The organism is Streptomyces sp. SID12501, from assembly GCF_010550245.1.
In the GTDB taxonomy this organism is placed as follows: Bacteria; Actinomycetota; Actinomycetes; order Streptomycetales; family Streptomycetaceae; genus Streptomyces.
Map to the genome: position 1 here is coordinate 253,289 of NZ_JAAGLU010000006.1, position 25,022 is coordinate 278,310.

Below are 25,022 nucleotides of genomic sequence, written 5' to 3' on the forward strand. Positions count from 1 at the left end.
GGGGTCTTTTGGTTAGGTAATGCTTACCTTAGTATGGCCTGCGGTCCTCCGGCTCAGCCGGTCCGTACACCCTGGAGGCACGGTCGCCTGTGTCCGGTTTCGAAGTACGTGTGCTCGGTGTCGACGACGACGCGGAAGGCGCGGTCCAAGCCTTCTGGCGGCGGCGGCTCGAACCGCTCCCACAGGAGACCGCTCTACCGGTCGACTTTCCGTACCCGCTGCGTCCCACCGGTGAACGGCAAACCCTTCGCCGCCCGTTGACGGTGACGGCCGACGAATCGATCCTGCTGGCCGGGTACGCCGCACTGCTGCACCGGTACAGCGGCAGCCACGACATCACCCTCGGGTTCGACGGCCTGCCGCTCCGGATCGCTGTCGACGGCGGCGCGTCCTTCACGGACCTCGTACGGCAGGCGGCCGAGGCACGCGAGGAGGCCCGCGCCCACCGGGTCGAACACGCCACGCTGGTCGACTGGCTGCAGCCGGAACCCACCCGGGGTGGCGGACTGCTGTTCAACACGGCGTTCGGCCCGACCCGTGACGGCGACCGGCTCGACCTCGACCTCGCACTGGCGGTTCAGGCGGGTGAACTGCGGGTGACCTACCGCCAGGACCTCTTCGAGACCGCGACCGCCGAGCGCATCGCCGACCACTACACGACTCTGCTCACCGACGCCCTCGCCCACCCGCACACCCCGGTCGGCGAGTTGGAGCTGCTGGGCGCCGAGGAGCGCCACCGCGTCCTGCGGGAGTGGAACGACACCGACCACGACATCCCGCCGCGCACCTGGCCCGAGATGTTCGCCGACCAGGTACGGCAGCGCCCGGACGACATCGCGCTGGTCTTCGAGGACACCTCGCTCACCTACGCCGAACTGGACGACCGCGCGGGCCGGTTGGCGGCCGTCCTGATCGCCCGGGGTGCCGGACCCGAGCGCGTGGTCGCCCTCGCGGTACCTCGCTCGGCGGAACTGATCGTCGCCGAGGTCGCCGTACTGAAGTCCGGCGCCGCCTACCTTCCGGTGGACACCGACTACCCGGCCGACCGCATCTCCTACATGCTCGCCGACGCCGGCCCCGTCTGCCTGGTCACCACCGCCGAGGTCGCCGCGGACCTCCCGGCGAACGACGGCGTCACTGTCGTCGTCCTCGACTCACCCGACGTCATACGGGAGTTGACGGAGCGTCAACCCGCAGGCGCCGATCCGAGCGCGCTGACCATCAGCAACGCCGCCTACGTCATCTACACCTCAGGTTCCACCGGCCGCCCCAAGGGTGTCGTCCTCACCCACGCCGGAGTGGCCAAGCTGGTCGCCACGCAGACCGAGCGGTTCGGGATCGGCCCGCACAGCCGGGTGCTCCAGTTCGCCTCGCCCAGCTTCGACGTGGCGTTCTGGGACCTGTGCCTCGGCCTGCTGTCCGGCGGCCGGCTCGTCGTCGTACCGTCCGAGCGCCGGGTGCCCGGCCCGGCGCTCGCCGACTACGCCCACGCGCACGGCATCACGTTCATGATCCTGCCGCCCGCGCTGCTCGCCGCGATGCCCGAGGACGTCGAACTCCCGCCCGCCACCCTGCTCGCTGGCACCGAGCGCGTCTCGCCCGAGCTGGTCGGACGGTACGCGCGCGACAGGATGATGTTCAACGCGTACGGCCCGACCGAGGCCACCACCAACTCCACTCTCGGCCTGTGCGACCCGGACATCCCGGCAGGTTCCGTCGTCCCCATCGGCCTCCCGGACCCGGGCACCCGCGCGTACGTCCTCGACGCCCGCCTCAAGCCCGTCCCGGCCGGTGTTCCGGGCGAGCTGTACCTCGGTGGCGCCGGGCTCGCCCGTGGCTACCTCGGGCGTCCCGACCTGACCGCCGAGCGGTTCGTCGCCGACCCGTTCGGTGCCCCCGGCGAACGCCTCTACCGCACCGGTGACCTGGTGCGTTGGCAGGCCGACGGTCGTCTGGTGTTCCTGGGCCGCGCCGACTCCCAGGTGAAGATCCGCGGCTTCCGCATCGAGCCGGGCGAGATCGAGTCCGTACTGCGCGGCCACCCGGCCGTCGACCAGGTGGCGGTCGTCGTACGCGAGGACCGGCCCGGGGACCGGCGACTCGCCGCGTACGTCGTCCCGGCCCTGGACGGCGAGACGGTCCCGGACGCCACCGAGCAGGTCCGGGAGTGGAAGGACCTCCACGAACTCCTGTACTCGGCAGCCGGATCGGAGGGCAGCCAGGAACAACTGGCCGGTTTCCGCGAGAACTTCGCGGGCTGGAACAGCATGTACGACGGACTGCCCATCCCCGTCGAGGAGATGCGCGAGTGGCGCGCGGCGACCGTCGCCCGCATCAAGGAACTCGCGCCCGGCCGGGTCCTGGAGATCGGCGTCGGCAGCGGCCTGATCCTCTCCCGCGTCGCGTTCGACTGCGCGGAGTACTGGGGCACGGACCTCTCCGAGGAGGCGGTGCGCGCCCTGCGCACCCAGGTCGACGCGATTCCGGAACTCGCCGACCGGGTCCGGCTGTCCGCCCAGCCCGCCCACGACACCACGGGGTTGCCGCAGGGCCACTTCGACACCGTCGTCATCAACTCCGTCGCCCAGTACTTCCCGAGCGCCGGCTATCTGACCGACGTCGTCCGGGCGGTCGGTACTCTCCTCGCCCCCGGTGGCCGACTGTTCATCGGCGACGTACGCAACGCCCGGCTGTTGCGCTGCCTGCGCACGGCTGTCGAGAGCCGCCGCACCCGCGACACGGAGGACAAGCAGGCACTGCGGGCCGCAGTCGAGCGGTCGGTCGCCTGGGAGGGCGAACTCCTTCTGGACCCCGACTACTTCGCGGCTCTCGACGGCTTCGACGCCGAGATCCTCGTCAAGCGCGGCGCCCACCACAACGAACTCACGCGGTACCGGTACGACGTGGTGCTGAGCAAGCGAACCGCTGCCCGGGAGCCCGTCGACGTCGAGGAGATCGTCTGGAGCGGGCCGGAGGCACTCGAAGCCCGCCTGGCCGAGGGGCCCTCGCTGCTCCGGGTCACCGGCGTGCCCAACGCCCGCCTCGCCGAGGACCTGGCCGCGCTGTCCGCCCTGGACGACAGCAGCCGTACGGCGGACGCCCCGGACCCCGAGGTCTTCCACACGCTCGGCGCCCGCTACGGCTTCCGGACCGCCGTCACCTGGAACGGCACCGCCGACGACGGCAGCCTCGACATCGTGTTCGCCCTCGGCGACAACACTCTCACCCCCCTCACCGGCCTCTACCGCCCGTCCGGCAACGCCCCGCACGCCAACCGTCCGGCGCCCTTCAGGGACGTCAACGCCCTTATGCGGGCGCTGCGTTCGTACGCGGCCGACCAGCTGCCCGAGTACATGGTCCCCGCTGCCGTCGTCCCCCTGGACTGCCTCCCGGTCACCCCCAGCGGCAAACTCGACTCCGCCGCGCTGCCGACTCCCGACTACGGCGCCCTCAGCACCGGCCGCCCGCCGCGTGACGCCCGCGAGGAACTGCTGTGCGCTGCCTACGCCGACGTCCTCGGCCTGCGCTCGGCGACCATCGACGACGACTTCTTCGCCCTCGGCGGCGACAGCATCACCGCCATCCAACTCCTCGTCCACGCCCGCCGCGCCGGCCTGCGCCTCACCTCAAGGGACGTCTTCAAGCACCGCACGGTCGCCGCGCTCGCGTCGGCTGCCGGCGAACTCGTCCGCGACGACCGCAAGGACGCGGCGCCGGACGCTCCGCTCATCAGCCTCACCGATGCCGAACTCGCCGAGATCCAGGGCGTGTTCCCAGTCACCATCGAGGAGTCGCTGCCGCTGAGCCCCCTCCAGGAGGGCTTCTACTTCCACTCCCTCGTCGACGGCACGGACCTCGACGCGTACGTCGTCCAGCAGGCCCTCGACCTGACCGGACCGGTCGACGGCACAGCCCTGCGCCGGGCCGCCCAGCGCGTCCTGGACCGGCACGCCCCGCTGCGCGCCTGCTTCCGCCGCCGCCCGGACGGGCAGCCCGTGCAGATCATCGCCGCAGGCCTCGAACTGCCCTGGCGCGAAGTCGACCTGACCGTCCACGACGGACCCGCCCGCACACCGCTGGCCGACGCGGTCGCCGCCGCCGAACGAGCCCGCCGCTTCGACCTGGCCAACCCGCCCCTCATGCGCTGCGCGCTGATCCGCCTCGACGAGCACCGCAGCCGACTGCTCCTGACGTTCCATCACATCGTCGCCGACGGATGGTCGTTGCCCGTCCTGCACCGCGAGCTGATGGCCGCCTACGGGGACACCCCGGCCGCACTGCCGCAGCCCGCGCCCTACAGCGCCTACCTGCGCCGACTGGCCACCGCCGACCGCGAGGCCGCGCGCACGGCATGGCGTACGGCTCTCGCCGGTGTCGAGGAGCCCACCCGCCTCGTCGATACGCCCGCCGACGGTACGGCCGTCGAGCCCGCGCAGATCCGCCTCGAACTGTCCGAGCAGGTGACCGCCCGACTCGTCGCGCGGGCGCGCGAGCACGGAGTGACGCTGGGGACAGTCGTCCAGGGCGCCTGGGGGCTGCTCATCGGGCGGCTCACGGCACGTCAGGACGTGGTGTTCGGTACGACGGTCTCGGGGCGTGACGCCGAGGTCGAGGGCATCGAGTCCATGATCGGCCTGTTCATCAACACCCTCCCGACGCGCTTCCGTTGGGCACCCTCCGACACCCTCGCCGACCTCCTCGGCCGACTCCAGGACGAACAGGCCCAGCTGCTGGACCACCAGCACCTCGGCCTCGCCGAACTCCAGCGTGTCGCGGGCCTCGCGGGCGCCGGTGAACTCTTCGACACCCTGGTCGTGTTCGAGAACTACCCGGCCGCGACCGGCCTCGCCGACCCGACCGGCACGCTCCGGCTTACGGGCCACGAGTTCCACGACGCCGTCCACTATCCGCTCGCCCTGATCGTCAAGCCCGGCCGACGTCTCGACCTGCGGCTCAAGCACCACGCCCAGCGGCTCGACGCCGAAGCCGTACGCCGGATCGCCGACCGTCTTTCCCGCATCCTGCACGCCCTGGCCGCCGACCCGGGCCAGTCCGTCGCCGACGTGGACCTGCTGTCGGCCGGGGAACTCCTCGCCGCCCACCCGACCGGCGACCACCGCGACATCCCCGGCACGACCCTCGCGGCTGCCTTCGAGGACCAGGTGGCCCGCAGCCCGCAGGCAACGGCCGTCGTGTACGAGGGCGAGACGCTCACCTATCGTGAACTCGACTCCAGAGCAAGTGAGTTGGCGGGTCGGCTGACCGCCCGTGGCGCGGGTCCCGGCACGGTCGTCGCCGTCGCCGTACCGCGCTCGGCCGAGCTGATGGTCGCGCTGCTCGGCGTACTGAAGTCGGGCGCCGCCTATCTCCCGGTCGACGTGGACTATCCCGCCGACCGGGTGGCCCACATGCTCACCGACTCCGGTGCCGAAACCGTGGTGACCACCTCGGCGACGGCCCCGCAACTCCCCACTGAGCATGCCCTCCTGCTGCTCGACACCCCGGACGGGGAGGACTCCGAACCGGTCGCTGCTCATCCTGCCCACCCTGACGACCCGGCCTACCTGATCTACACCTCCGGCTCCACCGGCCGTCCCAAGGGCGTCGTCGTCACCCACCGGGCGATCCTCAACCGGCTGGCGTGGATGCAGGGCGAGTACGGACTGACCGCCGACGACCGGGTGCTGCAGAAGACCCCGGCCAGCTTCGACGTCAGCGTCTGGGAGTTCTTCTGGGCGCTGTGCGAGGGCGCGGCCGTGGTCCTCGCCCGCCCGGACGGGCACCGCGACCCCGCCTACCTCGCCGGACTGATCCGCGAACAGGGCGTCACCGCACTGCACTTCGTGCCGTCGATGCTGGAGGCCTTCCTCCAGTCCGACGAGATCACCACCGACCCGACCTGGGCCGCGTCCCTGCGCAACGTCTTCAGCAGCGGCGAGGCGCTGCCCGGCGCCGCCGCCGCCCGCTGGCGCGAGCTGACCGGCGTACCGCTGCACAACCTGTACGGCCCCACCGAGGCGGCCGTCGACGTGACGTACCACCCGTACGACGGTTCACCCGGCACCACCGTGCCCATCGGGCGTCCGGTGTGGAACACGGGCCTGCGCGTCCTGGACTCCTGCCTGCGCCCCGTGCCCGAAGGGGTGCCCGGGGAGCTGTACTTGACGGGTGTCCAGCTGGCGCGCGGCTATCACGCTCGGCCGGGGCTGACCGCCGAGCGCTTCGTCGCCGACCCGTACGGGGAGCCCGGCGCGCGCATGTACCGCACCGGTGACCTCGTGCGCCGCCGTGCCGACGGTGTCATCGAGTACCTCGGCCGCACCGACCGCCAGGTGAAGATCCGGGGCAACCGGATCGAACTCGGCGAGATCGAGGCCGCGTTGAGCCGTCAACCCGCGGTCGCCCAGGCCGCCGTCACCGTGAACGGCGGCCAGTTGGTCGCGTACGTCGTGCCGGCACGCGATGCAGATGTCCCGCCCCCCGCCGAACTTCAGGCCGCGCTCGCCCAGGAGCTGCCCGCCGCCGTCATCCCGGCCGCCTACGTCGTCCTGGACGCCCTCCCGCTCACCCCGAGCGGCAAGCTCGACCGGGCCGCGCTGCCCGCCCCGCAGGCCGTAAGGGCCGAGACACGCGCCCCGCGCAACGAGCGGGAACACGCCCTCACCGGGATCTTCGCCGCCGTACTGAAGCTCGAAGACGTCGGCATCGACGACGACTTCTTCATGCTCGGCGGCGACAGCATCACCTCCATCGGCGTCTCCAGCCGCGCCCGCCGGGCGGGCCTCGACCTCAACCCGCGTGACGTCTTCGAACACCGCACCCCGGCCGCCCTCGCCGCGGCGGCTGCACCCGTCGCCGAAGTGGCCGCCCTGCGCTCCTCGTTCGCCCTCACGGCCGAGGAGACCGAGCGCGTCCACCGGCTCAGCCCCGCCCCGGTCGAGGACATCTGGCCGCTGGCCCCGCTCCAGGAGGGCCTGTTCTTCCACTCCACGTACGACGACAGCGCCCTGGACGTCTACACCGTCCACGAGTCCTTCGACCTCGCCGAACCCCTCGACGCCGACCGACTCCGCACCGCCGTACGGGTGTTGCTGGCCCGCAACCCCAGCCTGCGCGCCGGATTCACCAGCGAGGGCCTGCGTCAGCCGGTGCAGTTCATCGTGCGCGACCCCGATATCCCGCTCGAAGAGGTTGACCTGTCCGGGCTGCCGGAGGCCGAACAGGACGTACGGCTGAGGGAGTTGACCGACGCCGAACGCTCCCGTCGCTTCGACCTCACCCGGCCGCTGCTCTTCCGTATGCTTCTCGTCCGCCTCGGCGCGGACCGGGGCGACAGGCTGGTCGTCGGGCGCCACCTGCTTCTCTGGGACGGCTGGTCCGCCTGGATCTTCCTCGACCAGCTCTTCGCCCTGTACGAGAACGGCGGCGACGCGAGCACCCTGCCCGCCTCCGGCAACTACCGTGACTACCTGACCTGGTTGGAGGTCCAGGACACGGCCGTCGCCACCGGCGCCTGGCGCCGCGCCCTCGCCGGACTCGACGAGCCCACGCTGCTGGCCGCCGCCGACCAGGGTCTCGAGCCGGAGATCCCGGAGAGCCTCGACGTCCTCGTCCCGGACGAGGTGGGCGAGCGACTGCGCGCCATCGGGCGTCGGCACGGGCTGACCCTGAACACCGTGCTCAACGCGGCCTGGGGGCTCACCCTGGCGAGCGCGACCGGCCGTACCGACGTCGTCTTCGGCACGACCGTCGCCGGCCGGCCGAGCGAGGTGCCGGACATCGAGAACGTCATCGGCATGTTCCTCAACACCGTCCCCGCCCGCATCGCCTACGACCCGGCCGAGCCGGTGCTCGGGCTGCTGCGACGCGTCCAGGACGAGCGGCTCGCCGTGATGCCGTACGAGTACCTGGGCCTGGGCGTGCTGCAGGCCGAGACCGGGCACCGGCGGCTGTTCGACACACTGTTCGTCCTGCGCAACAACGACACCGAGGAACGGCTCGCCGAGCTGAGCGACCGGCACGGCGCCACCGCCGTCGCCAACGTCGACGCGACCCACTATCCGGTCAACCTCGTCGTCACCCCGGGCCGTTCCATCCGGGTCACCCTGACCCACCGCGCCGACGTCGTCGCCCGCCCGCAGGCACAGGACCTGCTCGACCGCTTCACCCTCCTCCTGGACCGGCTCACCCACGACCTCGACTCCCCGGTGGGCGGCCTCGACCCGCTACTCCCGGCCGAGCAAGCCGAGTTGGAGCACGAGCAGGCCGCCGGACGCGTCCCCGACCCCACGGACACCATCGCCGACCTGCTGGCCGCACAGGCCGCCGCCACCCCCGACGCCACAGCCGTCGTCTTCGGCGACCGCACCCTGACCTACGCCGAACTCGACAGCCGTATCAACCAGATGGCCCGGCTGCTGATCGCGCGGGGCGCCGCCCCCGAGCGGGTCGTCGCCCTCGGGCTGCCCCGCTCCCTCGACATGGTCGTCGCCCTGTTCGCCGTACTGCGCACGGGCGCCGCCTATCTGCCGCTGGAGCTGGACTACCCGGACGACCGGCTCGCCGCGATGCTCGACGACGCCCGGCCGACGATGCTGCTGTCCACGGCCGCCGTGTCGGCGCGACTGGTGGGCGAGACGCCCCGCGTGCTGCTCGACGACCCGGAGACCGCCGCCGAACTCGCCGCGCTGCCGGGCGACTCGGTCTCCCTCACCTTCAGCCTGGAACACCCGGCGTACGTCATCTACACCTCCGGTTCCACCGGCCGCCCCAAGGGCGTCGTCACGCCGTACCGGGGTCTGACCAACATGCAGCTCAACCACCAGAAGGAGATCTTCGAACCGGCGATCGCGTCGGCGGGCGGACGCAGGCTGCGCATCGCGCACACCGTGTCCTTCGCCTTCGACATGTCGTGGGAGGAGCTGCTGTGGCTGGTCGAGGGGCATGAAGTCCACATCTGTGACGAGGAGTTGAGGCGCGACGCCGAGGCCCTGGTCGCCTACTGCGAGCGCCATCGCGTCGACGTCGTCAACGTGACCCCGACCTACGCCCATCTCCTCATCGAGGAAGGCCTGTTGGAGGGCCACCGCCCGCCGCTGGTGCTGCTCGGCGGCGAGGCCGTGTCGGAGACGGTGTGGAACCGGCTGCGCGACACCGAGGGCACATACGGCTACAACCTCTACGGGCCGACCGAGTACACCATCAACACCCTGGGCGGCGGCACCCTCGACAGCGCCACGCCGACCGTCGGCCGTCCGATCCGTGGCACCCGCGCCCACATCCTGGACGCCTGGCTGCGACCGGTCCCCGAGGGCGTCCCGGGCGAGCTGTACATCGCCGGTATCGGCCTGGCCCGTGGCTATCTGGACCGGCCCGCCCTCACCGCCGAACGGTTCGTCGCCGACCCGTTCGGCGAGCCCGGCGAGCGCATGTACCGCACCGGCGATCTGGTCCGCCGCAACCCCGACGGCAACCTCGACTTCCTCGGCCGCACCGACGACCAGGTCAAGATCCGCGGCTACCGCGTCGAACTCGGCGAGATCGAGACCGCCCTCGCCCAGCACGACCGGGTCGCCCACGCCGCCGTGATCGTCCGCGACGAACGCCTCGTCGGATACGTCGTCCCCGCCCAACTCGCCGTCGACGACCGGGCCTTCGCCGAACGTGACCAGGTCGGCGAGTGGCAGGAGATCTACTCCGACGAGTACGAGGAGATCAGCACCGCCGTCTTCACCGAGGAGTACGCCGGCTGGGACTCCTCCTACGACGGACAGCCCATCCCCTTCGACCACATGCGGGAGTGGCGCGAGGCCACCGTCGAGCGCATCCGCTCACTGAAGCCCCGCAGGATTCTTGAGATCGGCGTGGGCTCGGGCCTGCTCCTGTCCAGGCTCGCCCCGGACGCGGAGGCCTACTGGGCCACCGACTTCGCCGCCCCCGTCATCCGCAAGATCGGCCAGGAGCTGCTCCAGGACCCGGAGTTGGCTTCCAGGATCACGCTCCGTGCTCAGCCCGCCGATGACCTGACCGGGCTGCCCGGCGACGGTTACTTCGACACCATCGTCATCAACTCCGTGATCCAGTACTTCCCCAGCATCGACTACCTGACCTCGGTGATCCGGGGCGCGATGGAGCTACTGGCCCCCGGCGGCGCGCTGTTCGTCGGCGACGTGCGCAACCTGCGGCTCGCCCGTGCCTTCCAGGCCGAGATCCAGGAGGCGAAGGGCGTCACCGGCGATGCTCTGGGCCGGGCCGTCGAGCGAGGCCTGCGCCTGGAGAAGGAACTCCTCGTCGATCCCGACTACTTCACCACCCTCGGCTACGGCGTCGACCTGCGCACCAAGCAGGCCCGCCACCACAACGAACTCACCCGCTACCGCTACGACGCCGTGCTGTACGCCGACGAGCCGGGCCTGCGGTTGACGGATGTCCCGACCGTTCCCTTCGACGCCCAGCGATTCGGCACGGACAGCGACAACTTGTCGGACCTGCTGACCGCGGTCCCGATCCGCCTCACCGGCATCCCCGACGCACGTATCGGCGTCGCCGGGGGAGTCGACCCGGAGACCCTGCGCGACCTCGCCGCCGGACTCGGGCACCGTGTCCTGACCACCTGGTCCGGCCAACCCGGCGCCTACGACGCCGTGTTCGTCACCGGCGAGGTACCTCCGCTGACCGCCGGGCTCTATCTTCCCGGCGGCGGAGAGGCCCCGTACGCCAACTCCCCGACGGCCGCCCGCGACGCCAACAGCCTGATCCGGCAGCTCCGCGACGACCTCAAGCAGCGGCTGCCCGACTACATGGTCCCGGCCGCGTTCGTCACCCTCGACCGGCTGCCCATGAACGACAACGGCAAGCTGGATGTACGTGCCCTGCCCGACGCCGAACCGGCTGTCGCCCTCGGCACCGGCCGGGGGCCGCGCACCCCGCAGGAAGAGGTGCTCTGCCGGCTCTTCGCCGAAGTGCTCGGCCTGCCCGAAGTCGGAGCAGAGGACGGCTTCTTCGACCTCGGCGGACACTCCCTGCTCGCCACCCGCCTGATCAGCCGCGCCCGCACCGAACTGGGCGCCGAACTGGCCATCCGCGACCTCTTCGAGGCACCCACGCCCGAGCAGTTGGCAGCCCGCGCCGACACCTCACGACCGGCCCGCCCGGCTGTCACCCCCACCGCCCGGCCCGAGCGCATCCCGCTCTCGGCCGCCCAGCGTCGGCTGTGGCTGGTCGAACGGATCACCGGCAGCGGCGTCGCCTACAACTTCCCGCTGGTCTTCCGCCTCCGCGGCGACCTGGACCTCGACGCGCTCCGGGCAGCCGTACGGGACGTGGCGGCACGCCATGAAGCGCTGCGGACCGTGTTCCCCGAGCAGGACGGGGAGCCGTACCAGCTGATCGTCCCAGCGGCCGAGGCCGACCCCGAGTTCACCGTGACGGACTGCGGGGAGAGAGAGTTGGCGGACCGGATCGAGTCCGCTCAGCGCCGTCCCTTCGACCTCACCGCCGAACTCCCGTTGCGCTGCGCGGTGATGCGGGTCGGCCCGGCCGACCATGTCGTGGCCGTCGTCCTCCACCACATCACCACCGACGAGTGGTCCGACCGCCCGTTCCTGGCCGACCTCACCACCGCCTACCGGACCAGGCGCGCGGGCCGTGCCCCCGAGTGGGCACCGCTGCCGGTCCAGTACGCCGACTACACCCTCTGGCAGGACGAGTTGCTCGGCCAGATCGGTGCGGACCAACTCGCCCACTGGACCGGGACTTTGCGCGACCTCCCGGAGGAACTGCAGCTGCCCCTGGACCGGCCGCGTCCGGTCGAGCCCACCGGGCGCGGCGGCAAGGTACGCCTGGAACTGCCCGCAGATACCGGCCTCGCCCTGCGTGACCTGTCCGGCACCACCGGCACCAGCATGTTCATGCTGTTCCAGGCCGCCACGGCCGCGCTCCTGCACCGCCTCGGCGCCGGGGACGACATCCCCCTCGGAGCCCCCATCGCGGGCCGCACGGACGACGCCCTCGACGACCTCGTCGGCTTCTTCGTCAACACGCTGGTGCTGCGGACCGACGTGTCCGGCGACGACCTCACGTTCCGTCAACTGGTGTCGCGGGTAAGGGAATCGTCCCTGGCCGCGTTCGAGCACCAGGACCTCCCCTTCGACCAGGTCGTCGAGGCGCTCAACCCGGCCCGCGTGACAGGCCGCAACCCGCTCTTCCAGGTCATGCTGGGCTACCACTACCGCCCCGACGGCGACCCCGACGTGCTCGGCATGCCGACCGAGTGGTTCGACATGGACACCGGCATGGCCAAGTTCGACCTCCACTTCACCTTCGTGGACGAGCCGGACCGCCTGACCCTCCTCCTGGAGTACGCGACCGACCTCTGCGACGAACCGACGGCCACCCGGACGGCGGGTCGCCTGGTGCGGCTGCTGGAGCAGGTGGCGGGCCAACCTGATGTGCTGGTACGGGACTTGGAGGTGTTGGAGGAGTCGGAGCGGCGTGCTGTTCTTGGTGACTGGAATGACACCGCGCGTGAGGTGGCGTCCAGCAGCCTGCCCGAGTTGTTCCGGGCCCAGGTGGCCCGTACGCCGGACGCGTTGGCGCTGGTGTTCGGCGAACAGCGTCTGACGTACGCCGAGTTGGACGGGCGCGTGGAGCGGACAGCCCGTGTGCTGGCCGGCATGGGTGTGGGCCCGGAGCGTACGGTCGCCGTCGCGCTGCCCCGCTCAGTGGACCTGGTGGTCGCGCTGCTGGCGGTGCATCGGGCGGGTGGGGCGTATCTGCCGCTGGACGTCGACTATCCGGCGGAGCGGCTGGCGTTCATGTTGGCGGATTCCCGGCCGGTGTCTGTCATCCGGGATGAGCTTCCGGACGGTCCGGCTTGCGGTGAACTCCCTGTGTTCTACGATCCGTTGAGTCCCGCGTACGTGATCTATACCTCTGGTTCGACCGGCACTCCCAAGGGGGTTGTCGTGGCGCATGAGGGCATTGTGAACCGTCTGTTGTGGATGCAGGGGGAGTATGGGCTGGGCGCGGACGACCGTGTCCTGCAGAAGACGCCGTCCAGTTTTGATGTGTCGGTGTGGGAGTTCTTCTGGCCGTTGGTCACCGGCGCGGCCCTCGTGGTCGCCAGGCCCGAGGGGCACAAGGACCCCGCCTACCTGGCCGAGCTGATTCGTCAACAAGCCGTCACCACCGTGCACTTCGTGCCCTCGATGCTGCGCGCCTTCCTCGACGAGCCCGCCGCCGCGAGCTGCACGGGCCTGCGTCGTGTCCTGTGCAGTGGGGAGGCGTTGCCCGATGAGTTGGCTCAGCGGTTCCGTGCTGTGTTGTCGGCCGAGTTGCACAATCTGTATGGGCCGACGGAGGCGTCGGTCGATGTCACCGCGATCCAGGTCACTGGGGCGATTGGCCGGGTGTCGATCGGTCGGCCGGTGTGGAATACGCGTGTGTATGTTCTGGATGCCGGCCTGCGTCCGGTTGCGCCGGGTGTGGCGGGGGAGCTGTATCTGGCGGGTGTGCAGTTGGCGCGTGGCTATCTGGGCCGTCCGGGGCTGACGGCGGAGCGGTTCACGGCGGACCCCTTTGGTGAACTCGGTTCACGCATGTACCGCACGGGTGACCTGGCACGCTGGACGATCGAGGGAACGCTCGAATATCTGGGCCGGACCGACGACCAGGTGAAGATCCGTGGCTTCCGTATCGAGCTGGGCGAGATCGAGTCCGTCCTCGCCCGCCACGACACCGTCGGCCATGTGAGCGTGGTCGCCCGCGACCAGCAACTCGTCGCCTACGTCGTGACTGCCGCTGCCTCCACTGCCGTCGACACCTCCGTACTCCGCCGACACACGGCCGCCGCGCTCCCTGAGCACATGGTCCCCGCGGCCTTCGTCGTCCTCGACGCGCTGCCGCTCACGCCCAACGGCAAGCTCGACCGACGTGCCCTGCCGGCCCCCGACTTCACGTCGGCGACAGGGGCGGGCGAAGGCCTGCCCCGCACCCCGCGCGAGGAGATCCTCTGCGGCCTGTTCGCGGATGTTCTGGGCCTCGAACGCGCCGGTATCCACGACGACTTCTTCGCCTTCGGCGGTCACTCGCTCCTCGCCATGCGGCTGGTCAGCCGTGTCCGTACTGCGCTGGGCGCCAACCTGACCGTCCGTACCGTCTTCGAGGCGCCCACACCCGCCCGCCTGGCCGTGCATCTCGGTGAAGGCGCGGACACGGCCCTGCCCACGCTCGCACCGATAACCGGTGACCGGGACAGGGATCAGGACCTCGATGAACCTCTGCCCCTGTCCTTCGCTCAGCAACGGCTGTGGCTGCTGCACCGCATCGACGGCCCGGGGGCCACGTACAACATCCCGGCGGCCTGGCGCCTGACCGGCGCCCTGCGACTCGATGCCCTGACCACCGCCGTCCGGGATCTCGCGGTGCGCCACGAGAGTCTGCGCACGGTGTTCCCCGAGCACGACGGCCTCGCCCGCCAAGTCATTCTGGGGCTGGGCGAGTTCGAGATCCCGGTGCACCACGAGCGGGTGACGGAGAACGAACTCGCCGACCGGTTGGCCGACGCCGCCGCGCACGGATTCGAGCTGGACCGTGAGCCGCCGCTGCGGGCCCATGTGTTCGAGACGGCTCCTCAGGAGTACGTCCTGCTCCTCGTCCTGCACCACATCGCCGGCGACGAGTGGTCGGACCGCCCCTTGTGGCGCGACCTGGCCACTGCCTACCGGGCCCGATGCGAAGGCCGTGCGCCGGAGTGGGCGCCGCTGCCCGTGCAGTACGCCGACTACACCTTGTGGCACCACCGGCTCCTCGGCGAGGACTCCGACCCCGACAGCCTGCACGCCCGCCAACTCGCCTACTGGGAAAAGGCTTTGGCCGGACTTCCCGAAGAGCTGGTCCTCCCGGTCGACCGACCGCGTCCGCCGGAGGGCAGTCAGCGCGGCGCTGCCGTCGGGCTGACCCTCGACGGTGAACTGGAACGAGCCCTGCGCGGTCTCGCGCACCACCACGGCGTCAGCATGTTCATGGTCGCCCAGGCAGCCGTGGCCGTACTGCTGCACCGGCTCGGCGCCGGAGACGACATCCCGCTCGGCGCGCCCATCTCGGGCCGTGGCGACGAGAATCTGGAGGACCTGGTCGGGTTCTTCGTCAACTCCCTAGTCCTGCGTACCGACTTGGCGGGCGCCCCGACCTTCGCCGAAGTTCTCGACCGGGTACGTGACACCGACCTCGCCGCCTACGAGCACCAGGACCTGCCGTTCGAACGCCTGGTGGAGGCCCTCAACCCGACCCGTTCACTGGCCAGGCACCCCCTGTTCCAGGTCATGGTCGTCTACCTCGGCACCCCTGGCGACGGCCCCGACTTCCACGGGCTGGCGGCGGCCCGTGAGCCTCTCCGGCAGGAGAGCGCCAAGTTCGATCTGAGCTTCGACTTCATCGAGCAGGGCGACGGGTCCGGTATCCAGGGCTGGATCGAGTACAGCGCCGACCTGTTCGACCACACCACGGTCGAGCGACTGGCGGGGCGGCTGGTGCGGTTGCTGGAGCAGGTGGCGGCTGACCCCGACCTGCTGGTGCGGGACGTGGAGGTGCTGGAGGAGTCGGAGCGGCGTGCTGTTCTCGTTGACTGGAATGACACCGCGCGTGAGGTGGCGTCCAGCAGCCTGCCCGAGTTGTTCCGGGCCCAGGTGGCCCGTACGCCGGACGCCATCGCCGTCGTCTTCGAAGAGCAGCGCTTGACCTACGCGGAGTTGGACACCCGCGTCGAGCACACCGCGCGCGTCCTGTCCGGCATGGGCGCCGGACCCGAACAGACCGTTGCCGTCGCACTGCCCCGCTCTGCCGAATTGATCATCGCCTTGCTGGCGGTCCACCGCACCGGAGCGGCCTACCTCCCCCTGGACGTCGACTATCCGGCGGAGCGGCTGGCGTTCATGCTGGCGGATGCCCGGCCGGTGGCTGTCATCCGGGATGAGCTTCCGGACGGTCCGGCTTGCGGTGAACTCCCTGTGTTCTACGATCCGTTGAGTCCCGCGTACGTGATCTATACCTCTGGTACGACCGGCACTCCCAAGGGGGTTGTCGTGGCGCATGAGGGCATTGTGAACCGTCTGTTGTGGATGCAGGGGGAGTATGGGCTGGGCGCGGACGACCGTGTCCTGCAGAAGACGCCGTCCAGTTTTGATGTGTCGGTGTGGGAGTTCTTCTGGCCGTTGGTCACCGGCGCGGCCCTCGTGGTCGCCAGGCCCGAGGGGCACAAGGACCCCGCCTACCTGGCCGAGCTGATTCGTCAACAAGCCGTCACCACCGTGCACTTCGTGCCCTCGATGCTGCGCGCCTTCCTCGACGAGCCCGCCGCCGCGAGCTGCACGGGCCTGCGTCGTGTCCTGTGCAGTGGGGAGGCGTTGCCCGATGAGTTGGCTCAGCGGTTCCGTGCTGTGTTGTCGGCCGAGTTGCACAATCTGTATGGGCCGACGGAGGCGTCGGTCGATGTCACCGCGATCCAGGTCACTGGGGCGATTGGCCGGGTGTCGATCGGTCGGCCGGTGTGGAATACGCGTGTGTATGTTCTGGATGCCGGCCTGCGTCCGGTTGCGCCGGGTGTGGCGGGGGAGCTGTATCTGGCGGGTGTGCAGTTGGCGCGTGGCTATCTGGGCCGTCCGGGGCTGACGGCGGAGCGGTTCACGGCGGACCCCTTTGGTGAACTCGGTTCACGCATGTACCGCACGGGTGACCTGGCACGCTGGACGATCGAGGGAACGCTCGAATATCTGGGCCGGACCGACGACCAGGTGAAGATCCGTGGCTTCCGTATCGAGCTGGGCGAGATCGAGTCCGTCCTCGCCCGCCACGACACCGTCGGCCATGTGAGCGTGGTCGCCCGCGACCAGCAACTCGTCGCCTACGTCGTCCCCGCCGGCCCGGGAGGTACGACCGATTCCGCCGTCCTCCGTACCCACACGGCCGCCGCGCTCCCTGAACACATGGTCCCCGCGGCCTTCGTCGTCCTCGACGCGCTGCCGCTCACGCCCAACGGCAAGCTCGACCGACGTGCCCTGCCGGCCCCCGACTTCGCCGCCGAGACCACCGACACCCTGCCGCGCACCCCTCGCGAGGAGCTGCTGTGCGGCCTGTTCGCGGATGTGCTGAACCTCGAACGCGTCGGCGTGGACGACGACTTCTTCACCCTGGGCGGCGACAGCATCGTCGCCATGCAGCTGGTCGCGCGGGTGCGTGCAGCCGGGCTGGCGGTCAGCCCGCGTGACGTCTTCCGCCACAAGACGGCCGCCGGACTGGCCGCCGCAGCCCGTGACCTGAACGGTGACAACGGGACCAACGGGACACCGACGGCCGACACCTCGGTCGCCGCCCTGCTCAAGCTCACCGACGAGGAGCGCACCGAGGCAGCCGGATTCGGCGCCACCGAGCTGCTGCCACTGACGCCGCTCCAGGCAGGGCTGCTGTTCCACGCCTCGTTCGACTCCGGGGACGACGGGCCGGACGTATACACCGTGCAGGTGGCGTACGACATCGACGGTCCGGTGGACGCCGTACGGCTGCGCGACGCCGGTCAGGCGCTGCTCGACCGGCACGGGAACCTGCGGGCGGGCTTCCGGTACCTGGCGTCGGGGCGCCCGGTGGCCGTCGTACCCCGTGTCGCCGTACTGCCCTGGCGTCAGCTGGACCTCGCAGAACTCGACGCGGACGCCCTTGAGGAGCGCTGGACCAGGGCACTCGCTCAGGAGCGCCGACGCTTCGACCCGGCCCAACCGCCTCTGCTGCGCCTGATGTTGGTCAAGCTCGGGGACGGCCGGCACCGGCTCGTACTGTCGCACCAGCACCTTCTGCTCGACGGCTGGTCGGTGCCCCGGCTCGCGGCTGAGCTGTCCGCGCTGTACACGGGAGCGGAAGCCGGCTCTTCTGCGGTGCTCCCGACTCCCGTCCCGTACAAGGAGTACCTGGCCTGGCTCGGCCGCCAGGACACCGATGCCTCCACCACCGCCTGGGCGGATGCCCTCGACGGGCTCGAGGAACCCACGCATCTCGTCCCCGCCGACCCCAACCGGGCGCCCGTCGTGCCCGAGACGCTCACCACGTTCCTGTCGCCCGAGCTGACCGAGGCGCTGACCGCACTGGCCCGTTCACGCGGGCTGACCGTCAACTCCCTTGTTCAGGGCGCCTGGAGCGTCGTACTGGGTCGGCTCACCGGGCGTACCGATGTGGTGTTCGGCGCGACCGTGTCCGGGCGGCCGCCGGAGCTGGCCGGGGTCGAGTCGATGATCGGGCTGTTCATCAACACCGTGCCGGTGCGCGTCCGGATCGACGAGCGCGAGTCGTTGGCCGCGTTCCTCGACCGGCTCCAGGACGAGCAGTCGCGGCTCATCGATCACCAGCACCTCGGACTCGCCGACATCCAACGACGGGCGGGACTGGGAGAGTTGTTCGACACGCTCGTCGTCTTCGAGTCGTACCCGGACGGCGGGGAGATCGGCGGAGGGGACAACGGCGGACTGCGGATGGACGTCCGCGACCACCAGGACTCGACGCACTATCCGTTCGCGTGGGCGGTCGAGCCTGCCGAACGGCTGCGCCTGACCGCCGAGTTCAGGACCGACCTGTTCGACCGGACGGTGGCCGAACGGATCACCGCCGCCATGGTCCGCCTCTTCGAGGCCATGACCACCGACGCCACGCAGCCGCTGGGCCGCGTCGACATCCTCACCCCCGAGGAACGGCACACTCTCCTGGAGGCCTGGAACGACACCCGGCTGACGGACGTCGACGGGCCGACCACCGTCCCCGCGCTCTTCGAGGCGCAGGTCGCCGCCGCCCCGGACGCGGTGGCCGTCGTCGCCGGACCGGTCACCTGGACCTTCGCCGAGCTGAACGAGAGGGCCAACCGGCTCGCCCGGCTGCTCACCGAGCACGGCGCCGGACCCGAGCGGATCGTCGCCCTGTCGCTGCCTCGCACCGCGGACTTCCTGCTCGCGATCATCGCCGTCCTCAAGTCGGGCGCCGCCTATCTGCCCATGGACGCGGACCTGCCCGCCGAGCGCGCCCTCGCCATGCTCGACGACGCCCGGCCCCGGCTCGTCCTCACCACCGAGGCGCTCGCAGCCGGCCTGCCCGACAGCGACGTACCGCGCCTGCTGCTCGACACCGAAGACACCGCCGTACGCCTGGCCGCGCAGGCCGCCGGCAATCCGGCCCCCGGTCCCGATCCGGAGCATCCGGCCTACGTCATCTACACCTCGGGTTCCACCGGACGGCCCAAGGGGGTCGTGGTGTGCCACCGGAGCGTGGCGAACCTCTTCCACAGCCACCGGCGTGCCCTGCACGATCTCGCCAAGGCGAACACCGGACGGAGGCATCTGAGGGTCGGGCACTTCTGGTCGTTCTCGTTCGACGCGTCCTGGCAGCCGCAACTGTGGCTGCTGGACGGCCACGCGCTGCACATCCTCGACGACGAGACACGCCGGGACCCAGAACTGACCGCCGCCGCCATCCGGGCGGAGGGTATCGACTTCATCGAGGTCACGCCGTCGTTCCTGGCGCAGATGGCCGACAGCGGGCTCATCAGGGACGGGGAGTGCCCGCTCGCCGTGGTGGGGGTGGGAGGCGAGGCGGTGCCCGACGCGCTGTGGAGCGAACTGGCCGCGCTGCCGGACACCGAGGCCTTCAACCTGTACGGGCCTACCGAGGCGACCGTCGACGCGCTCGCCGCGCGGGTGCGGGAGAGCGAGCGGCCGGTGGTCGGGCGGCCCGTCGGGAACACACGTGCGTATGTGCTCGATGCCGGGCTGCGGCCCGTGCCGCCCGGTGTCACCGGTGAGCTGTATCTCGCGGGGGAGGGGCTGGCCCGTGGCTACCTGGGCCGCCCGGAACTCACTGCCGAACGGTTCACAGCCGACCCCTTTGGTGAACCCGGTTCACGCATGTACCGCACCGGTGACCTGGCACGCTGGACAACAGAGGGCACACTCGAATACCTCGGGCGTGCCGACGACCAGGTGAAGATCCGCGGCTTCCGCATCGAACTCGCCGAGATCGAGGCCGTCCTCGACCGGCAGCCGACGGTCGGTCAGGTCGTGGTCGTCGCCCGCGAGGACCGGCCGAGGGTCAGGCAACTGGCCGCGTACGTCGTCCCGGCCGATGGCGGGCCGGCCCCGGACCCGTCCGAGCTGCGCGTGCGGGTCGCCGCCGCGCTGCCCGACTACATGGTCCCGGCCGCCGTGGTCGTCCTCGACGAGCTGCCGCTGCTCTCCAACGGCAAGCTCGACCGCCGGGCGCTCCCCGCTCCGCGGTTCACCGGCGCCGCCGGTGGCCGGGCGCCCGCGAACGACCTCGAACGCGCCCTCTGCGCTCGCTTCGCCGAAGTCCTCGGCCTGCCCGAGACCGGCGCCGACGACGACTTCTTCACCCTCGGCGGAGACAGCATCGTCGCCATGCAACTGGTCAGCCGGGCCCGCGCGGCCGGACTGCGGATCACCCCGCGCCAGGTCTTCCAGCACCGTACGGTCGCCGCCCTGGCCGCCGTCGCCACGGAACTGGACGCCGACTCCGCCCGGCCCGCCCACGACGACGGCTCCGGCATCGTGCCGCTGACGCCGATCATGCACGCGCTGCGCGAACTCGGCGGACCGATCGCGGGCTACCACCAGGCCGCGTTCGTCCAGACCCCGGCCGGACTCGACGAGAACGCGCTGCACGCCGTACTCCAGGCCGTCACCGACCGGCACGACCTGCTGCGGGCCCGGCTGGAGCGGGCCGGGCGGTGGGCGCTGCACGTGCCGCTGCCGGGCACCCTCCCCCCGGAGTCCTGGCTGGTGCGGGCGGATGTCGCCGGTACCGACGAGGCGGGCCTGCGGGAGGCCGTCGCCGAGCAGGCACGGGCCGCGCAGGCGAGGCTCGACCCGGACGCCGGACGGATGATCCAGGGCGTGTGGTTCGACGCCGGACCGGACACGGCCGGACGACTGCTGCTGCTGATCCACCACCTGGTCGTGGACGGCGTGTCGTGGCGCGTGCTGCTGCCCGACCTGGCCGCCGCCTGGGGCGATGTGCGGGAGGGGCGCACGCCGGCCCTGGCGCCGGTCGACCTGTCGTTCCGGAGGTGGTCACAGATGCTCGCCCAGCGTGCCGTCGAACCCGTCAGCGAGGACGAACTCCCGCTGTGGCATCAGGTGTTGGCGGAGGTCGAGCCTCTTCCGCTGCTTCGCCCCCTCGACCCGGAACGCGATGTCACCGAGGCCTCGCGCCACCTGTCCCTCACCCTCCCGGCCGACCGCACGCAGCCGCTGCTCAGCCGCGTACCGGCAGCCTTCGGAGCAAGCGTCAACGACGTTCTGCTGACCGCCCTCGCGCTCGCCGTGGCCGACTGGCGCGGGTCCGTGTCCGGCGGGTGCGTCCTCGTCGACCTCGAAGGGCACGGCCGCGAGGACGAGTTGGCCGGCGACGCCGATCTGTCGCGCACGGTCGGCTGGTTCACCACGGTCGTGCCGGTACGGCTGGACACCGGAGCCGTGGACCTCGCCGACGCGCTCGCCGGCGGTCCCGCCGTCGACTCGGCCCTCGCCCGCGTCCGGGAACACCTGACCGCCCCGCCCGCATCCGGCATCGGACACGGACTGCTCCGGTACCTCAACCCGGAGACGGGCCCCGTGCTCGCCCAACTCGCCCGCCCGCAGATCGAGTTCAACTACATGGGCCGCTTCGGTGTCCCCGAGGCCACCGACTGGTCGTACGCACCCGAGGCCGACGCGTCCGACCTGGAAGCCGATCCCGGCATGCCCCTGTCCCACGCCCTGACCGTCAACGCCCTGACCGAAGACCGCCCCGGCGGCCCCGAACTCTCCGCCCACTGGACCTACGCGCCCGGCGTCCTGCCCGAGGAAGCGGTTCGGGACCTTGCCGAACGCTGGTTCCGGGCACTGGGCGCGCTGGTGGACCGGGCCGAGACCATCACCGACTCCCGCTGACCCCCTGCACCCGTAACAGCCACTGAGAGAGGAACATCCCATGACCACCAACCCCTTCGAGAACCCCGACGGCGTCTACTCCGTGCTCGTCAACGACGAGGGCCAGCACAGCCTGTGGCCCGACTTCGTCGACGTACCGGCCGGCTGGACCGTCGTCCACGGACCGGCGCCCCGCCAGGAGTGCCTGGACCACATCGAGACCAACTGGACGGATATGCGGCCCAAGAGCCTGGCGGAACGCATGGAACGGACTGGCTGAAGCCCCGATCCGATCGGACGGCTCTGATCGGCTCGGATCGGATCGGATCGGATTGGATGGTTCGGATCAGATCGGCTTCTGTACCCGGAACGAGGAACTGACCCCCCATGCTCACCACCCGACTGACCAACGCCCGCGTCCTCACCATGGACCCCGACCACCCCGTCGCCCACGACCTGGGCATCTGGCGGGGCCGGATCGTGGGCCTGGACGAGGCGGTGACCGGGCTGCCCGCGCAGCGGGTGATCGACCTCCAGGGCGCGACCGTGCTGCCCGGGTTCATCGACAGTCATGTGCACCTCGCCTGGACGGGGTTCAAGGCGGCCACACCCACGGTGGCGCCCTGCGTCCGGGTCGAGGACGTACTGGCGGTCGTGGCGGAGGCCGCGGCGCAGGTACCGCCCGGCGGCTGGGTGGACGTCGCGGGGTACGACCAGCGGGGGCTCGGCCGACATCTGACCCTCGCCGAGTTGGACAAGGCCGCCGACGGGCGCAAGGTGCTGCTCATGCACGACTCCGGACACGGCTGCGCGGTCAGCAGCCCGGTGCTGGAACTGCTGCCCGGTGTGATCCCGCACGAGGGCGCCTTCCTCGCCGAGGGAGCCATGGGAGCGGCACGGGCGCTACGACTGCCGCACTCCCAGGAGGAGTTGGCGGAGGCGATCGGACGCGCCGCCCGGGCCTGTCTCGCCGAGGGCGTCACCGCGTGCGCCGAGGCAGGTATTGGCGGCGCACTGCTCGGTAACAGTCCGGTCGAGCTGGGCGCCTACCAACTCGCCCGGGAACGCGGCCTGTTGCCCCTGCGGGTCCAGCTGATGGTGGCCGCCGACCGACTGCACTCCGTCACCGCCCACGAGGCCGACGGCATCCCGCGCGCCCTCGACCTCGGACTGCGTACCGGCTTCGGCGACGACTGGCTGTCCGTCGGCGCGCTGAAGGTGTACACCGACGGCGGCATGATGGCCCGTACCGCCGCGCTCACCAGCCCCTACCAAGGGCTGGACACCGCGGGGCAGTTGCAGGAGGATCCCGAACTCCTCAAGCGGACCATCGTGGACGGGCATCTCGCGGGCTGGCAGCTCGCCGTCCACGCCATCGGCGACCGCGCTGCCGACGTCGCGCTGGACGCGCTGGAGGAGGCGCAGCGGCTGCGGCCCCGGCCGGGCGCCCGGCACCGGATCGAGCACGCCGGGCTGATCCGGCCCGACCAGCTGCCCCGGCTGGCACGGCTCGGTGCGACAGCCGTCGTACAGCCCAACTTCCTGCGGTACTTCGGCGACGACTACGCGTCGATCATGGGGGAGGAGCGGGCGCCCTGGCTGTACCGGGGGCGGGGATTCCTGGAGCACGGCATCCGGCTGGTGGGGAGTTCCGACCGGCCGGTGGCGGACGGGTCGCCGCTGCGTGCCGTGCAGTTCATGGTCGAACGGGCTTCGCTGTCAGGCCGGTTGATCGGGCCGGACGAGGGCGTCACCGTCGATGAGGCGCTGCGCGCGTACACCGTCGACGGAGCCCACGCCTGCCACTGGGAGGACAGCGCCGGCAGCGTCACGCCCGGAAAGCGTGCCGATCTGGTCGTGCTGGGAGACGACCCCCGAAGCGTCGACAGCTCGCGCATCGGGGACATCGAGGTCGTGGCGACACTCGTCGACGGCAGGGAGAACGAGGAGGGAACGCTGTGAGCGCTCCGACGACGGACGTCATCGGCGAGTACACCCAGCTGTGGCAGGACTCGCCCCACGCACCCCGGTGGGTGCTCTGGGACACCGCCGGGGACGTTCTGGTGTTCGACCGGGACGTCAACTGCCCCCTCTACATCGACGACGAGGCGATCCGGGGCGAGGTGCTGCGCCGTATGCGCGCGGCGGGCGTACCGGAGAGCGCGGAATACCCGGGACGCCCGTGTTCCCGATAGCCGTTCGAATGACGGGAACGGTAACGGGAACAGGGGCGGGGACGTCTCAGGGGCGCATCAGCAGCTGGAAGTCGAAGGCGTAGCGCGACGCCCGGTAGATGTGTGTGCCGAACTCCACGGCCCGTCCGGTGTCGTCGTACGCCGTTCGCTGCATGGTGAGCAGGGCGGCACCCTCCGCCTCCTCCAGGCGTTTGGCCTCCGCCGCCGTGGCCGAGCGGGCGCCGACGGTCTGGCGGGCGCTGTGCAGGGTGATGCCCGCGGTGCGCATCATCCGGTACAGGCCCGTCGACTCCAGCCGGGCGCCGTCGAGTTCGAGGAGTCCGGAGGGCAGATAGTTGCAGAGGAACGCCACCGGCTCGCCGTGCGTGCGGCGCAGCCGCTCCAGCACGACGACCTCGCTGCCCTCCTTCACCCCGAGGTTGGCGGCGACCTCGGCGGACGCCGGCTGACGCTCGTTGCGCAGGACCTGGGTGGTGGGCCCCTGTCCGGCCGACTCCAGGTCGTCGTACAGACTGCTCAGTTCGAGCGGGCGCTTGACCTGGCTGTGCACCACCTGCGTACCGACGCCTCGTCGGCGTACCAGCAGGCCCTTGTCCACCAGGGACTGGATCGCCTGGCGGACCGTGGGTCTGGACAGGCCCAGGCGGACCGACAGGTCGATCTCGTTGCCGAGGAGATTGCCCGGCGCCAGGACCCCGTGCTCGATCGCCGCCTCCAGCTGCTGGGCAAGCTGGTAGTACAGCGGAACCGGGCTGGAGCGGTCGAGCGTGAAGTCCAGGGTGTCGAGCGGGGAGCCGGACACCGCACGGGCACGATCACCGGGTGTTGCCACCAGGCACCTCCCTTCATTTCCTTCATTCGATGACGATGC

5 protein-coding genes are annotated in these 25,022 nt (G+C 71.0%); 4 read left to right on the forward strand and 1 reads right to left on the reverse strand.

The genetic code is table 11. The features are described from left to right. The first annotated feature begins 89 nt into the window (after positions 1–89). From G3I71_RS09205 to G3I71_RS09220, 4 genes are all read left to right on the forward strand, one after another. The gene (locus tag G3I71_RS09205; RefSeq protein ID WP_164313449.1) at positions 90–21,977 is read left to right on the forward strand and encodes a non-ribosomal peptide synthase/polyketide synthase; all 21,888 of its coding nucleotides are present in this window, start codon (positions 90–92) and stop codon (positions 21,975–21,977) included. A 40-nt stretch (positions 21,978–22,017) separates the two neighbouring features. After that, positions 22,018–22,236, forward strand: coding sequence for an MbtH family protein (locus G3I71_RS09210; RefSeq protein ID WP_164313450.1), 219 nt, complete (start codon positions 22,018–22,020; stop codon positions 22,234–22,236). Between the two features lie 107 nt (positions 22,237–22,343). Next, positions 22,344–23,918 carry an amidohydrolase gene (locus tag G3I71_RS09215; RefSeq protein ID WP_164313451.1) on the forward strand — a complete coding sequence of 525 codons (1,575 nt, stop codon included), beginning with the start codon at positions 22,344–22,346 and terminating at the stop codon, positions 23,916–23,918. Beyond that, positions 23,915–24,151 (forward strand): hypothetical protein, encoded by a 237-nt coding sequence (locus G3I71_RS09220; protein ID WP_164313452.1) that lies wholly within the window; start codon positions 23,915–23,917, stop codon positions 24,149–24,151. The genes G3I71_RS09215 and G3I71_RS09220 overlap by 4 nt, the downstream gene beginning before the upstream one ends. Positions 24,152–24,197: 46 nt before the next feature. On the opposite strand, the gene G3I71_RS09225 is transcribed toward G3I71_RS09220, so the two are convergent. Further along, positions 24,198–24,983: a GntR family transcriptional regulator gene (locus G3I71_RS09225; RefSeq protein WP_164313453.1), complete on the reverse strand. Its 786-nt coding sequence runs from the start codon at positions 24,981–24,983 to the stop codon at positions 24,198–24,200. Positions 24,984–25,022 lie beyond the last annotated feature (39 nt).

Bases quoted from the DNA above. Each gene is read 5' to 3' on its own strand.
- G3I71_RS09215 (WP_164313451.1), top strand. From the start codon at position 22,344: ATGCTCACCACCCGACTGACCAACGCCCGCGTCCTCACCATGGACCCC.
- G3I71_RS09210 (WP_164313450.1), top strand. From the start codon at position 22,018: ATGACCACCAACCCCTTCGAGAACCCCGACGGCGTCTACTCCGTGCTC.